This is a genomic window from Desulfobulbus sp. (assembly GCF_030824455.1).
Lineage (GTDB): Bacteria > Desulfobacterota > Desulfobulbia > Desulfobulbales > Desulfobulbaceae > Desulfobulbus.
Genome location: NZ_JAVBXR010000083.1, coordinates 1 through 14,303, shown reverse-complemented (window position 1 = coordinate 14,303; position 14,303 = coordinate 1). Strand labels below are relative to the sequence as shown.

Here is a 14,303-nt window from a genome sequence, read left to right as displayed (position 1 = left end):
GATTACCTCTACGCCGCCGACCGCGATCTGATTATTGCCGCTATCCACGCTTTGGGACAGGTCGGCACCAACACCGCCATGCACCGTCTGGCCGAGCGGATGGGCACTGACAACGAGTTGGATTTAATCATCCTCGGCATTTTTGCCGATGTTCAGGATCAGGTCTCGCTGGAAAAATTGAACGACACCCTGCGTTCACATTACGCCCATATGCGCATCTACGCCAAGGATGAACTGGTGCGCATCGGCGTCAAAGCGGTGCCGGTGCTGATTGAAAACTTGAAAGAAGGCGACAGCGATCTGCTGGTCCACACCCTCAATGTGCTGGGGGAAATCGGCGACGAGAGCGCGATCATGCCGATCCGCGCCCTGCTCAACACCATGCCGCGCAACGCCAACGTCCGCTTTGCCGCCTATGAAGCCCTGGCGCTGTTGCCCCTGCGCAAAGGGGCCTACACCCTGGCCGCCGGACTGACCGACGGCGAGGACCATGTCTGCACCGCCGCCGCCCGGGCAATCGACCGCAATTTTAATGAAATCCTCGCCGCCGGCATCAAGAACATGATCCGGGGGCAGACCGACGAGGCTCGACACATCGTCAAGATCATCGTCAACGCCCAGGTGGACAATGTCTTCCTGAGTATGGCCAAGGAAGATTATTTCCAGGAATTGGCCTCGATTTATCTGCCCCACGCCCATCGGGACATCAAAGATCACTACTCCGCTTTGCTCAAACAGCAGGGATTGGATGATTTTGCAGCCCGGATTGCGGGCGAGGAACGGGACGGCGGCGCCCGCATCAAGGTGTGTGCTGTCGATGATTCCCGGATGATTCTTAATATCTACAAGGCCACTCTGCACGAGCTTGGCTTTGATCCGGTGTTGTTTGAGTTTCCCGCCGGGGCGCTGGAGTGGTTGGCTAAAGAAAAGCCGGCTCTGGTGCTGACTGATCTCAACATGCCGGAAATCTCAGGGATCGAACTGACCAAAAGGATCCGCGTCATGTATGCGTCGGAGGCCCTGCCGGTGATCATGGTCACCACCCAGTCGGATGTGCAGGATCACGAGGCCGCCGCCGCCGCCGGGGTCAATGATATTCTCATCAAGCCCTTCAACGCAGACTCGTTGCGCGCCGCCATGGGCAAATACATCAAGGTGAATTAAAACGGGGGGCTGCGCGTTACGGCAGGGTTGAGCGTGGTTTCAGGGGCGGAGGGCTTCCAACTGCTGGGGCAACTGCGCAAAATAACGCCCCACGTCGCTGGGTTGATGGGCGTCCGAGCCGGCCTGCAGGGGAATGCGGCGCTTGAGCGCCTCGGTGATGATCCACGGGGCGGGAAAGGCTGAGCCCCGGTAGTCAAACCCCGAGGTGTTGATCTCCAAAGCCACGTTCCGCTCCCGCATCCCATCCAGGAGTTGGATGATCTGGCGTCGGTGCCCGTCATGGAAACTGACGCCGGGCAGGTGCCGCAACACGGCGTCCAGGTGGCAGAGCGCATCGCAGGAAAGCGTTGCCACCGCCTCAATCAGGGCGTCGAAGTAGGCGCTGATCACGGTGTCCGCACCAATGGCCGCCAATTGGTCCAGACTCTGCTTGCGCCGGCTGAGCAGGTTGAGATGGATGTCGCCGTGACGGTGGAAGTGGCACGAGAGGCCGACGCGTTCAAACGGATACTGCGTCAACCGTTTTTCGATGGTCCCAAGTTCTTCGCGATTTACCCCGGTCTCCGCCCCGAGTCGGACGTCAATCACCCCCTCCCAGTGATTTTTCAACCGGATTCCTTCCTCGAAGTACCGATCAAAATCCGTCTCGCTGAGCCAGCAACGCGGCTCATAGGCAATGGCTGTTTCCAGGTGTTCCAGAAAGACAATGGTCTTCAACCCGCGCTGCACGGCCTGCTCGACGTATTCGGCCATCTCGCCGACCGCGTGGTTGCAGAGCCGGGTGTGGACGTGACCGTCAAAGGCGAGGTCAATCAGAGGAATCATGGATATGCGGGAGAGGCTGCAGTGCGTAGGTCAAAGAGGGGATGGAACGGTCAGGCGTTGCCTCGGGGAAAGAAGTGGAGCACGCCGTCGATGTCCGAGGTGTCGCAGATGTCGCCGATCTCCATGTCAAAATCCAAGAAGCTGGCCAGACCGTCCAGCTCGACGGATAATGTCGGACCATCAGGGAGATGGTAGATCAACACGTCGACCTTGCTTAGATCGATGGGGTTGGAGAAAAATCGTTTCATGTGTATGGGATACCTAAAAGTAAAAATGTTGCTCGAGTCATAGCAGGTTTGCTTTGGAAAAGACACAAAATACGCGTGGGCCTTGCTGGATTTTGCTCCTGCATGGAGCTGATTCCAGCCGGCATGCGGTTTGATCCGTTTACCGGCGCGTTGGGACGCAATCGCTCTTGATAGGATTTGACAGGAAGGCCGCACATGGTAAAATGTTCGGTTTTGACTCAGCCCATTTCGGGCGCATGCCTGTCTTTTAATCCGCACTCTGAGGTACCCCATGGCGACAGATGAATATATTGATAACGATTCTGATTTTATCAAGTCCACCGACAAGAACCCGTCCAATATTCTGCCGGAGAAACTGACCCTCGCTTCCCGTCTGCGATTTGAATGTCACCCCAAGGTCAGTTGCTTCACCGCCTGCTGCCACAACATCAAGATTATCCTCACCCCGTACGACATCCTCATTCTCCGCAAGCGGTTGAACCTGCCGGCGCACGAGTTCGTCACCGAGTACACCGAGCCGACCTACCTCGAAAAGACCGACATGCCCGGGGTGCAGATCAAATTGGCGGGCGAGAAGAACGGTTGCCCCTTTGTCACGCCCGAGGGTTGCACCGTGTATCAGGACCGGCCCACGGCCTGTCGCTATTACCCGGTGGGCATGGCCGATTTTCATGAAGGCGGCACCAACGACGCCGCTGAAGACAAATTTTTCTTTCTGGTCAAAGAGCCGCACTGCAAGGGGCACGAAGAGCCCAAAGAGTGGACCATCGGCGATTGGCGGGCTGACCAGGGCGTTGATCTGCGCGATCAGATGAACAAGGAATGGCTGCGGCTGATCATGCGGCGCAAGTCCTTCGGTCTCCAGGCGACCTTGAGCGAGGCGGCCAAGCGGATGTTTTTTATGGCCTCCACCGACCTTGACACCTTCCGCAAATTCATCTTTGAGAGCTCGTTCCTCGACACCTACGATGTCGACGCCGAAACGCTCGCCAAGATTAAAGAGGACGACGTGGAATTGATGCTGTTTTCCTTCAAGTACCTGGCCAACACCCTGTTTGGCGCGCCTGGTTTGACCATCCGGCAGGAAAAGGTCAAGGCCAAGGTGGAGGAAATTAAAAAACGGCAGGACGAGGCCCTGCAACAGGCGGAGAAGGAATACGAAGAACTGAAGGCCGAGCGCGACCGGATGGAGCAGGAGAAAGCCGCCAAGAAAAAGTAACGCCGTTTCTGACAACCCGCGAAGCGCGGCGCACAGCGCGCAGCTTCGCAGGCCCAACCCACGACGCACAAAAGGGGGACCTTGATCAAGGTCCCCCTTTGTTGTTCCAGCGCGCGCCGCAGCGCACGCAAAAAAAGCCCTGCCGGTTTCCCGGCAGGGCTTTTCCACTTCACATCATCCGCAAGCGGACGACTTATTCCACGTCAAGCGCTTTGGCCCAACCTTTCAGCAGCTTCCAAGCCTTGTCCACGTCTTTTTGCGACGCGGCCATCAACTCGTCAGCATGCTCCGGATTGGAGAGCTTCAGCATCCGGTAACGGTTCTCGCTCAATGCGTAGTCGGCAAAGCTGATGGTCGGTTCCTTGGAATCGATGATCATCGGATTTTTACCTTCTGCCTCAAGCGTAGGGTTGTAGCGGAACAGCGACCAGTGACCGCATTCAACCGCCTTCTTCTGCTGCTCCAGACCCATGGCCATGTTGATGCCGTGGTTGATGCAGTGAGCGTAGGCGATGATCAAGGACGGACCGTCATAAGCCTCGGCCTCCTGAATGGCCTTGATGGCCTGCTGCGGATTGGCGCCGATGGAGATCCGGGCGACATAGACCGTGCCGAAGGTGGAGAAGATCAGGCCCATGTTCTTCTTGGGCGCGTTCTTTCCGCCGGCGGCAAACTGAGCTACGGCCGCACGCGGGGTGGACTTGGACATCTGTCCGCCGGTGTTGGAGTAGACCTCGGTGTCCATGACCAGGATGTTGACGTTCTTGCCGGAAGCAAGGACGTGATCCACGCCGCCGTATCCGATGTCATAGGCCCAGCCGTCGCCGCCGATGATCCAGACGGACTTCTTGACCAGGTAGTCGGCCACATGGAAGAGCCGTTTGGCGATGGTGCCTTTGCCTTCAATCGCCGCCTTCAACTCAGCCACGCGGGCGCGTTGCGCTTCGATCTCGCCCTGTGTGGCCTGAGGCGCGCTGGTGATGGCGTCGGCGAGTTCCTTGCCGACCAGACCGTCTGTAACTGCAACGGCCAGCAACTCAAGAGCCTGGCTGGCGAGTTTGTCAACGGCCTGACGCATACCCAAACCATGCTCGGCGTTGTCCTCGAACAGCGAGTTGGACCATGCCGGTCCACGTCCGTCGGCGCGTTTGCAGTACGGGGTGGTGGGCAGGTTGCCGGAGTAGATGGAGGAGCAACCGGTGGCGTTGGAAGCCAGCATCCGGTCGCCGATCATCTGGGTGACCAGCTTGATGTACGGGGTCTCGCCGCAGCCTGCGCAGGCGCCGGAGAACTCGAACAACGGACGCTTGAACTGGCTGCCCTTGATGGTGCCGACATTGATCAGGCTGTCGTCAACCTCGGGCAGGGCCAGGAACGCCTTCCAGTTGGCGGCTGATTCCAGACGAACTTCCTCGGTGTTGGTGACCATGGACAGGGCGCGAACCTCGGTCTTGTTGCCTTCGGCGTCTTTCTTGCGGGCCGGGCAGACGGTCACGCACAGTGTACACCCGCAGCAATCCGAGGTGGAGATCTGCATGGTGAACTTCATGTCCTTGAATTCCTTGCCCACTGCATCGGCAGTCTTGAAGGAATCGCCGCAACCTGCAGCCTTGAGGGCATCAGGGGTGGCAACCTTCATCCGGATGCAGCCGTGCGGGCACACCAGGGAACAACGACCGCACTGGATACAGGCGTCGGCGTCCCAACAGGAAACCGTGACTGCGATGTTGCGTTTTTCCCATTGGGTGGTGGCGGTCGGCCAGCGGCCGTCATTGGGGAATTCGGAAACTTTGATGTCCTCGCCGTGACCTTCCATCATCTTGGCGGTGACGTTCTTGACAAAGTCAGGAGCGTCGGCCGGAACGATCGGAGGCATTTCGTGACCGGTGACCTTTTTCGGGATCTTGATCTCAACAATGTTCTCGATGGCGCCGTCAACTGCGCCGTAGTTCATGTTGACGATCTTCTCACCCTTGTTGCCGTAGGTTTTTTTGATCGCTTTCTTGATCGCCTTGATCGCGTCATCCTTGCTGATGATGCCGGAGATGGCGAAGAAAGCGGTCTGCATGATCATGTTGATGCGTGCGCCCAGGCCCAGAGCCAGACCGAGTTTGACCGCGTCGATGATGTAGAATTTGACCTTTTTGTCGATCATCTGTTTCTGCACCAGGGCAGGCATGTGATCCCAGATCTCGTCCTTGGTGTAGGTGGTGGTGAGCAGGAAGGTGCCGCCCGGCTCAATGTTGGCCAGCATGTCATAGGTGTTGAGGAACGCAGGATTATGACAGGCGATGAAGTTGGCCTTGTTGATCAGGTACGGGGCAACGACCTGGTTCTTGCCGAAACGCAGATGCGAAACGGTCATGGAACCGGACTTCTTGGAGTCGTAAACAAAGTAGCCCTGGGTGGAGTTGTCGGTCTCAGAGCCGATGATCTTGATGGTGTTCTTGTTGGCGCCAACGGTGCCGTCGGAACCCAAACCATAGAACAGGGCGCGGAAGACGTCGGAACCTTCGATGTTGAAGGATGGGTCGTACTTCAGGCTGGTGAAGGTGATGTCGTCGTTGGGGCCAACGCAGAATTTTTTCTTCGGCGCAAGCGAGGCCATGTTGTCGTACACGGCTTTAACCATGGCCGGGGTGAACTCGGCGGAACCCAGACCATAGCGGCCGTTGAGGATAACCGGGGTGAACATGGTGGGGTTGACTTCGGCGGCCTCGGTAACGGCGGTGCGCACGTCAAGGTACAACGGATCGCCGTTGGAGCCCGGCTCTTTGGTGCGGTCAAGCACGGTGATGCGCTCAACGGTCGGCGGCAGGGCGTTGACCATGGCCACGGCGTCGAACGGACGGAACAGGCGAACGATAACCAGACCAACTTGCTTGCCTTCGGCAACCAGGTGCTCGACGGTGGAGGCAACGGTCAGAGCGCCGGAACCCATAATGACGATGACGTCGGTGGCGTCCGGTGCGCCGATGTAGTCAAACAGGTGATACTGACGGCCGGTCAGGGCGGCGAACTTGTCCATGGTGCCCTGGACGATGCCAGGAATGGCGTCATAGTACTTGTTGACGGTCTCGCGGCCGGTGAAATAAACGTCAGGATTCTGGGCGGTGCCGCCGATGGTTGGGCGATCCGGGGTCAGGGCGCGCTCGCGGTGGGCGATGACCAGATCCTCGTCAATCATGGAGCGGATGTCGTCCATGGTCAATTCTTCAATCTTCATAACCTCATGGGAGGTGCGGAAACCGTCGAAGAAATGAAGGAAAGGAATACGGGAGGCAAGAGTGGACTGGGTGGAGATCAGGGCAAAGTCCTGGCATTCCTGGACATCCTGGGCGCAAAGCATGGCCCAGCCAGTCTGGCGGGCAGCCATAACGTCGCCGTGATCGCCGAAGATCGACAGACCCTGACAGGCAATGGCGCGGGCGGTAACGTGGAAGACGGTCGGGGTCAATTCGCCGGCGATCTTGTACATGTTGGGGATCATCAGCAGCAGGCCCTGTGAGGCGGTGAATGTGGTGCACAGGGCGCCGGCGCTCAACGAGCCGTGGATGGAACCGGCAACGCCGGCTTCAGACTGCATCTGCGAGATAACCGGGATGGAGCCCCAGATGTTCTCTTGTTTGGCGTTGGCTTTGGCGTCTGACTCGGCCGCCATCGGCGAGGATGGCGTAATGGGATAAATTGTTATGACTTCACTGGTGGCATACGCTACATGCGTACATGCCTGGTTTCCGTCAATAGTGACCATTTTTCGCGACATAAATCATTCTCCTTGCACGGTGGTTGGTGTTTGCCGGCAGGCGACTGCCGGAAACGGTTAAGTTGAACGCTATGAAAAAGGTTCCGCAGAACCTCAAAAAGTGTCCTTACCCGCTTTGGTCCTCGCTGTTGGGGGCTGGAGTTGCCTCGCTTGTTCTACCTCGTGGGGGAAAAGGAAGGGGGGCGCGCAATCGCTGTGTTCTTGGCGTGAACAAGGCACGGTTGCCGGTGATGTTCCGGAACCGCGAAAGGTGATTGGTGTTCCCATCCGGTTTGCAACAATCTCCCGCCCGCTTGGAGCGGTCAAGGTTCAACTGCACAGAAATATTCGCTTCACGGTGTTTTAGAGGCAACCGTAATGAATTGGGATTCAGTCAATTAGTGGGCCACAATAAACCAAAAGATAGTATTATGCAATCTTAAAGAGTTGGTGCAAAACCCATACAGTTGCGGGTGGTTGTCGTTGGCGCGCAGGCGACTTGCGCCGGTGCGGAGACGGTCGGCGGAGGCGGGGAACGATGGGCGGACAGGACCTTCAAGCGGCGTCAAGCGGCGGCGGTTTTGGCCCAGAGCGTTTGCAGCCGCTCCGGCGCATCACTCCCGGAAGAGGTGCGCCGGGAGGATGCGGGTTTGCGTCCCGGTGGTCAGTCCGGGCTTTCCTCCAGATAGTCTTTGATCTTGAAGTAGAGCGACTCTGGAATCTCCTCGCCAAACATAAACTGTTCGGCTTCCTCTCCGGTGACGCTCGCTTTGACCTCGGCGGGCAGGGAACGCAGAAAAGCGACTTTGGCGGGATCGGGCTTTTTCTTCTCGGGCATGACAGACCTCCAGTTAGGGTGGAATAGCCGGGGCGGCGGCATAAACAATGTGATCAGGGATGTGCCATTCGGATCTTCACTATAACCAGCGGTTGGGCGGGGCACAAGCAAGCGGGGCGGATTTGACTAGGCAACCGGGCTGCGTGGAAAGGGCGAGCTCCCGCAGGGGCGTCGGTTGCCAAAAACCTGTTTTATTCAACAGGGGTTTTTGTTATGCTCCCTTTTTTCGGTGAACGGGAGGAGGCATGGCTACCCGGCCGGCACGGCGACATCGCGACGGATTGCGTTGCGCCGCGCGGCTGTGGCCTGCTCCGTTCCGCGGGGCCGTCCAGCTTCCGTCTGTGGCTTTGGACGTCCACTGACTCCGCAGGCGCGGTCTGCGACTGCAAACTACCGGAGCGTATATGCTGACGAAGGCCAAGGTGTTTCTACCGGGCGAGCGGGCGCGGGTGATCCTGATCGCCGCGTTCATCGGCCTGATGTCCGGGGCGGCCATTATTGTCTTTCGCGAGGCGGTGGAGCTGATCCACGAGGTCGTTTTCGTCTGGGGCTACGCGGCGCTCGGCATAGCCGAAGGCGGTTGGCGACGGTTGCTGTTGCCGCTGCTGCCGATGTTCGGCGTCAGCCTGCTCATCCCCCTGTCCCTTGCCTTTCCCGGCAAGGTCAACGGCTATGGATTCCCCGCTTTCCTCCGCCGGGTCAATCTCGAAAACGGGGTGATCCGGGCCCGCAACATCTTCATCAAGATCATTGCCACCGCCCTGACCATCGGCAGCGGCAACTCGGCCGGGGTCGAGGGGCCGATCGCCCAGATCGGTGGGTCCCTGGGCTCGCAGGTGGGCCAGCGGTTCCGGGTTTCCGGCAAGCGGATGAAAATCTACATCGCCGCAGGGTGCGCCGGCGGCATTGCCGGCATCTTCAACGCCCCGCTGGCCGGGATATTTTTTGCCGCCGAGATCGTGCTGCTCGGCACCTACGAGATTTCCTCGTTTTCCGCCCTGGTCATCTCCTCGGCGCTTTCCACGGTCGTCACCCGCGCCTATTACGGCGCTGTTCCAGCCTTTCCCATCCCGGCTTACGCCATCGTCAATCCCTTTGTCGAATTGCCGCTGTACACCGGAATGGCGGTGATCGTCGGAGTGAGCGCGGTGCTGCACATTCATTTCTTCTACGCCGTCCGCGACCGCTTCCAGCGCTTGCCGCTGCATCCCCAGATCAAGCCGATCCTCGGCGCGCTTTTGGTTGGCTGCATCGGCATCTTCTTCCCCCAGGTGATGGGCAACGGCTACGATTACATTGCCAAGGCCCTGGCCGGGGAAACCCTGGTGTGGCGGATGATGGTGCTGGTCTTTCTCAAATCGCTCGCCACCGCGATCACCCTCGGGTCGGGCGGGGCCGGCGGCGTGTTTGCGCCGGCGCTGTTCATCGGCGCGGTGATTGGCGGGGCCTACGGCGGCATTGTCCATCATTTCCTTCCGGAATACACCGCCTCGGCCGGGGCCTACGCCACGGTGGGCATCGGCGCCTTTCTTGCCGCCACCACCCACGCGCCACTGACCGCCATCTTTCTCCTCTTTGAGATGACCGGCAACTACATGATCATCATCCCGGTGATGCTGACCGCGGTGCTGGGTGCCCTCACCTCCTCCTGGCTCTACGGCGACTCCATGGACACGGTCGATTTTACCCGCGAGGGCATCGACATCCACGAGGGCCGCGAGGTGGCGATCATGAAATCGATCAAGGTGGGCAAGGCGATCACTGAGGATGTCGATTTTATCAGCGAAACCGCCAATATCAATCACCTGCTCGAGCTGTTTCGCTTTGCCCGCAACCATTTTTATTTTCCGGTGATCAACGCCAAGGGGCTGATGGTTGGCGTGGTTTCGATGCAGGACGTCAAAACCATTCTCCACAGCGAAGAAGAGCGCGTCTGCCATCTGGTGGGCGCCATCTGCACCCGCGACGTGATCATGCTCACCCCGGACACCAATCTGTACGAGGCCATGAAATTGTTCGACATCAAGGGGATAGACGAGATTCCGGTGGTGGAAACCCTGGAAGAGCCCTGGGTGCTGGGCATGGTCAAACGCCAGGATGTGATTGCCGCCTACAACCACGAGATGCTCAAGCGCGGCATTAACGAGCGGGCCGAGTCCATCCGCATGATCTGCTCGGCGAGTTGAAACGTGTTGATTCTTCAAGCGAGGAAAGGACGTGAATACTTTTTTGAATTTGCTTTCAAACAATGCTGCCGTACTAAGCGTAGTCGGTACAGCTATTGCTTTTACTTGGTCTGTCGTCCAGTTTGTCCTTGTTAGAAAGCGTGACGAACAGCATAGGGAGTTTGAAATTTATCATCGTCTGATTAAAGAACTTGTTGCTCCAGACTCAGAAAGCGGGGCTACCTGGATAGATCGACAAGCAACCGTTGTGTTCGAGTTGCGTCGATTTAACCGCTATCACGAACTCACTTTACGTACTTTACTAGGCTTGCGCGAGAAGTGGATAAAAGATGCAGAGTTCATATTTCCGCGTTTGGTGGAAGAGTTGGACCTTACGGTTGAGTATATCCGCAGTAAATCGTAAAAAATATTGTTTACCGGGAAAGTGGCAACTTTGAATATTACCCTGTGTTCCTTTGGTTTCAAGCATGGCCATCCCCAGGCCGATCTGGTCTGGGACGTTCGTTTTCTCCCCAATCCCTTCTGGACGCCGGCCTTGAAGGCGCACACCGGCCTTGAGGAAGAGGTGGCCTGTTATGTGCTGGAAAACGAGTCCGGCGCGCGTTTCCTGGCCCTGCTCGAACCCCTGTTGCTCTTTTTGCTGGGCGAATACGCGGCCCAGGGGCGGGAGTCGGTCACCCTGGCCGTGGGCTGCACCGGCGGCAAGCACCGCTCGGTTGCCGTGGTCGAGCATCTGCTCGCTTTTCTTGCACAAAAGGGGCGGGAGGCGCAGGTTTTTCACCGGGATATCGACAAGGAATAGGGTGCGCGGGACGCCATCGCGTCGTATAGTGCAGGCAAGAATCTGTCTGTTTATTTCTCAAGGGAGGAAATCATGAAAGAGATGCTCAAGAACGTGATGTACGCCGGCATTGGCGCGGCCTTTCTCACCAAGGAAAAGATCGAGGAGTTGAAGGGCGATCTGATCGAAAAAGGCCGGATGTCCCAGGAAGAGGGCAAACAGTTTGTCGACGACCTGCTGCGCAAGTCGGAGAAGGCCAAGGATCAGCTCGACCTCTGGATCAACAAGCGGGTCGAGGACCGGATCAAGCAACTCAACCTGGCAACCAAGGACGAGGTCGCCGAATTGCAGCGCAAGATCGAGGAGCTGCAGGTGGCCATCAACAGAGGCGCCGGCGAGTAATTCCCCGCATGTTCAGCATCCGCAAGCTCGGCGCCATCGGCCGGACCTACCGCCACCTCAACCGCTACCACCGCATTCTGCGGGTGTTGTTTAAGTACGGCTTCAACGATCTGGTTGACCGTCTGCACATCGATCAGTACCTGGAATCCGGGCTGCAGATGATCAACCGCAAGCCGCGCGAGCAGATTGCCCGGCTGTCCCGGCCGGAGCGGCTGCGGTTGGTGTTTGAGGAACTGGGACCGACCTTCATCAAGCTCGGCCAGTTGCTGTCCACCCGGCCCGACCTGATCCCCGCCGATTTCCTCGACGAGCTGGCCAAGCTCCAGGACAACATCCCGCCGTTCAGTCTGGACGAGGTCCACGCCATTTTCCAGGAGGAACTGGGCCGCCTGCCGGAGGAAATTTTCCACTATTTTGACGCCGAGCCCCTGGCCGCCGCGTCCATCGGGCAGGTACACCGGGCCCGGATGGACAATGGGGTCGAGGTGGCGATCAAGGTGCAGCGGCCCGGCATCGAGAACGTTATTGCGGTTGACCTTGAAATCCTGGCCCACATTGCGGAACTGATGGAGCAGTACCTCGAGGAGGTGCAGGGCCATCAGCCCATGGCCATTGTCCACGAGTTTGCCCGCAGCCTCAGCCGGGAGATCGATTTTGCGATTGAGCTGGCCAACATTCAGCGTTTTGCCCGCCAGTTCGAGGGCAACCCGGCCATCCACGTGCCCCTAGTCTACCCCGAGCTGAGCACCGACCGGCTGCTGGTGATGGAATACGTGGTCGGAATCAAGTCTTCCAAAACCGGCCTGCTGCGCGAGCAAGGCTACGATCTGTCGCTGATCGCCGAGCGCGGGGCCAACCTGGTGATGGAGCAGATTTTCGTCCACGGCTTTTTCCACGCCGATCCCCATCCGGGCAACATCTTCATCCTGCCGGACAACGTGGTCTGTTTCATCGATTTCGGGCAGATGGGGCGTTTGTCGCTCAAGGATCGCGAGGATTTCACCGATCTGGTGCTTGATCTGGTGGCGGGCAACGAGCAGAAAATCGTTGCCGGCGTGCTCAAGGTGACGGTGCAGCTAGGCGAGATCGACCGGGAAAGCCTGGCCCGGGATCTGGGCAACCTGATGGACATGTACCTCTACCGGCCCCTGGGCGATCTGGAGGCGGGCAAGATTCTTCAGGATTTGCTTGATCTGGTGTCGCGGCACAAGTTGTCGTTCAAACCCAGTTTGTATCTGATGATGAAGGCCCTGAGCACGGTGGAGGGGGTCGGGCTGATGCTCGATCCCAAGCTTGAGCTGATCAATTTGGCCAAGCCCTTCATGCGCAAGATTCGCCTGGGCCGGATGCAGCCCGGCCGGATTGTCGAGGAACTCTCGCTCACCGGTTCGGCGTATCTCCACCTGTTGCGCGACCTGCCCGAGGAAGTGCGCACCATTCTTCACCAGTTGCGCAGCGGCCGGATGCGGCTGGAGTTTGAACACCGGGGGCTGAAATCCCTGGGCGCGGCCCTGGACCGGGTGTCCAACCGCATTGCCTTTGCCATTGTCCTGGCGGCGTTGATTGTCGGCAGCTCCCTGATTGTGCTCTCCGGCATTCCCCCCCACTGGCACAGCATCCCGGTCATCGGCCTGATCGGTTTTCTGGTGGCCGGGGTCATGGGGTTCTGGCTGCTGCTCTCCATCATCCGCCACGGCCGTTTGTAAATTCTCCTCAGCGGGTCGGGCCTGTCTTCGCACCTTCGCACCCCTGGCCTCGCTTCTCTTTCAGCAACATGCCGGCGGCTGCAGCGCCGCCGATGATCGGGCGTTCCCATGCATATCAAAGCATTCTCCCAGATGTGCGGCCTCTCCGCGCACACCCTCAGATACTACGAAAAAATCGGCCTTTTGCCCGCCGTTGAACGGACGGACTGCAACCATCGGCGCTACTCGGAACGAGACGTCGCCTGGATCGCCTTTATCAAGCGGCTCAAGGCAACCAACATGCCGCTCGGCGAAATCCAGCGCTACGCCGAGCTTCGGGAACAGGGCGAAGGAACCGAAGAGGCGCGGATGCAACTTTTAAGCGCGCACGCCCGGCGGCTGGAGCAGGCGATCGCCCTTGAGCAGGAACACCTGGAGCAGCTCAAGGAGAAGATCCGCTGCTATCGGCAGCTGATCTGCCGGTAATTATTTGTTCTTGACTTCGAGTGGACTCGAAGCTGTAGGCTCTTTGGATCGGAAAGGCCAACAATGCGTCTGCACCCCTTGTCTTCTGTGACGACAACGGCCGCAGACGCGTCATCCCAAATGCAATGGAGAGCACTATGGAAAACCAGGACCGTTACCAGCGAGGCTGGGAAAAATTGTGTGAGATTGACGGCGAGGCCGGCGAGCGGGTGGTTGAGAGCTTGCAGGACATCGCCCCAGATTTTGCCCGCTACCTGATCGAGTTTCCCTTTGGCGACATCTATTCCCGACCGGGGCTGGATCTCAAGTCGCGGGAAATTGCGGTGGTAGCCGCCTTGACTGCGCTTGGCAACGCGGCGCCCCAGTTGAAGGTGCATATCCACGGCGCGCTCAATGTCGGCTGCTCGCGGCAGGAAGTGGTTGAGATTATTATGCAGATGGCAGTGTACGCCGGATTTCCCGCCGCTTTGAACGGGCTGTTTGCAGCCAAAGAGGTGTTCAAGGAGCGCGACGCGTCGGGAAAGGCGTAATGCCTGTCTATTTCAAAAGTGAAGCGCGCCGCTTTCTCATCGACGAGCACAGCGAGGAGAAATCTCATTATGGCTCGAGATTTCTCACTCCGTTCGAAATGCCCGTTAAAGGGAATTGTCAAGCCGTAACCTGAAAAGCCTTTGAATAATCGAAGGTTTTCTGATGCACGATGAGTGTGTGCATAATGCTCAAC

13 protein-coding genes are annotated in these 14,303 nt (G+C 58.3%); 9 read left to right on the top strand and 4 right to left on the bottom strand.

The window, feature by feature from the left end; translation table 11 throughout:
- Positions 1-1,164 (top strand): response regulator (locus tag RCH93_RS10525; RefSeq protein ID WP_306548353.1); only part of this gene is annotated, 1,164 nt, incomplete at its 5' end.
- A gap of 39 nt (positions 1,165-1,203) precedes the next feature.
- Here RCH93_RS10525 and RCH93_RS10520 read toward each other — a convergent pair.
- Entirely contained in the window at positions 1,204-1,989 is a 786-nt protein-coding gene (locus RCH93_RS10520) for a histidinol-phosphatase (RefSeq protein WP_306548352.1), read from the bottom strand.
- A gap of 50 nt (positions 1,990-2,039) precedes the next feature.
- Entirely contained in the window at positions 2,040-2,237 is a 198-nt protein-coding gene (locus RCH93_RS10515; RefSeq protein WP_306548351.1) for a hypothetical protein, read from the bottom strand.
- Positions 2,238-2,508: 271 nt separating this feature from the next.
- Between RCH93_RS10515 and RCH93_RS10510 the strand changes: the two genes are divergently transcribed.
- Positions 2,509-3,456: a YkgJ family cysteine cluster protein gene (locus RCH93_RS10510; protein WP_306548350.1), complete on the top strand. Its 948-nt coding sequence runs from the start codon at positions 2,509-2,511 to the stop codon at positions 3,454-3,456.
- A 193-nt stretch (positions 3,457-3,649) separates the two neighbouring features.
- Here the strand turns inward: RCH93_RS10510 and nifJ are convergent, their stop codons facing one another.
- Both nifJ and RCH93_RS10500 read right to left on the bottom strand, forming a co-directional pair.
- Complete coding sequence (gene nifJ, locus RCH93_RS10505; RefSeq protein WP_306548348.1) at positions 3,650-7,222, bottom strand: pyruvate:ferredoxin (flavodoxin) oxidoreductase; 3,573 nt, start codon at positions 7,220-7,222, stop codon at positions 3,650-3,652.
- 643 nt (positions 7,223-7,865) lie between these two features.
- A complete protein-coding gene (locus RCH93_RS10500; protein WP_306548347.1) occupies positions 7,866-8,039 on the bottom strand; it encodes a hypothetical protein in 174 nt (57 codons plus the stop codon).
- A 404-nt stretch (positions 8,040-8,443) separates the two neighbouring features.
- Between RCH93_RS10500 and RCH93_RS10495 the strand changes: the two genes are divergently transcribed.
- From RCH93_RS10495 to RCH93_RS10465, 7 genes are all read left to right on the top strand, one after another.
- Positions 8,444-10,225 (top strand): chloride channel protein, encoded by a 1,782-nt coding sequence (locus RCH93_RS10495; RefSeq protein WP_306548346.1) that lies wholly within the window; start codon positions 8,444-8,446, stop codon positions 10,223-10,225.
- A gap of 31 nt (positions 10,226-10,256) precedes the next feature.
- On the top strand, positions 10,257-10,628 hold the full coding sequence (locus tag RCH93_RS10490) for a hypothetical protein (RefSeq protein WP_306548345.1): 372 nt from the start codon (positions 10,257-10,259) through the stop codon (positions 10,626-10,628).
- 30 nt (positions 10,629-10,658) lie between these two features.
- Positions 10,659-11,027: a hypothetical protein gene (locus RCH93_RS10485; protein ID WP_373693282.1), complete on the top strand. Its 369-nt coding sequence runs from the start codon at positions 10,659-10,661 to the stop codon at positions 11,025-11,027.
- 72 nt (positions 11,028-11,099) lie between these two features.
- Positions 11,100-11,408: a phasin family protein gene (locus RCH93_RS10480; RefSeq protein ID WP_306548342.1), complete on the top strand. Its 309-nt coding sequence runs from the start codon at positions 11,100-11,102 to the stop codon at positions 11,406-11,408.
- A gap of 8 nt (positions 11,409-11,416) precedes the next feature.
- Positions 11,417-13,114: an AarF/ABC1/UbiB kinase family protein gene (locus RCH93_RS10475; protein WP_306548341.1), complete on the top strand. Its 1,698-nt coding sequence runs from the start codon at positions 11,417-11,419 to the stop codon at positions 13,112-13,114.
- A 108-nt stretch (positions 13,115-13,222) separates the two neighbouring features.
- Positions 13,223-13,579, top strand: a complete 357-nt coding sequence (locus RCH93_RS10470; RefSeq protein ID WP_306548340.1) for a MerR family transcriptional regulator — start codon at positions 13,223-13,225, stop codon at positions 13,577-13,579.
- Positions 13,580-13,716: 137 nt separating this feature from the next.
- Complete coding sequence (locus tag RCH93_RS10465; RefSeq protein ID WP_306548339.1) at positions 13,717-14,109, top strand: carboxymuconolactone decarboxylase family protein; 393 nt, start codon at positions 13,717-13,719, stop codon at positions 14,107-14,109.
- Positions 14,110-14,303: the final 194 nt, after the last annotated feature.

Excerpts from the sequence above, each read along its gene's own strand:
- RCH93_RS10520 (WP_306548352.1), bottom strand. The coding sequence starts at position 1,989 with ATGATTCCTCTGATTGACCTCGCCTTTGACGGTCACGTCCACACCCGG.
- RCH93_RS10515 (WP_306548351.1), bottom strand. The coding sequence starts at position 2,237 with ATGAAACGATTTTTCTCCAACCCCATCGATCTAAGCAAGGTCGACGTG.
- RCH93_RS10510 (WP_306548350.1), top strand. The coding sequence starts at position 2,509 with ATGGCGACAGATGAATATATTGATAACGATTCTGATTTTATCAAGTCC.
- nifJ (WP_306548348.1), bottom strand. The coding sequence starts at position 7,222 with ATGTCGCGAAAAATGGTCACTATTGACGGAAACCAGGCATGTACGCAT.
- RCH93_RS10500 (WP_306548347.1), bottom strand. The coding sequence starts at position 8,039 with ATGCCCGAGAAGAAAAAGCCCGATCCCGCCAAAGTCGCTTTTCTGCGT.
- RCH93_RS10495 (WP_306548346.1), top strand. The coding sequence starts at position 8,444 with ATGCTGACGAAGGCCAAGGTGTTTCTACCGGGCGAGCGGGCGCGGGTG.
- RCH93_RS10480 (WP_306548342.1), top strand. The coding sequence starts at position 11,100 with ATGAAAGAGATGCTCAAGAACGTGATGTACGCCGGCATTGGCGCGGCC.
- RCH93_RS10475 (WP_306548341.1), top strand. The coding sequence starts at position 11,417 with ATGTTCAGCATCCGCAAGCTCGGCGCCATCGGCCGGACCTACCGCCAC.
- RCH93_RS10470 (WP_306548340.1), top strand. The coding sequence starts at position 13,223 with ATGCATATCAAAGCATTCTCCCAGATGTGCGGCCTCTCCGCGCACACC.
- RCH93_RS10465 (WP_306548339.1), top strand. The coding sequence starts at position 13,717 with ATGGAAAACCAGGACCGTTACCAGCGAGGCTGGGAAAAATTGTGTGAG.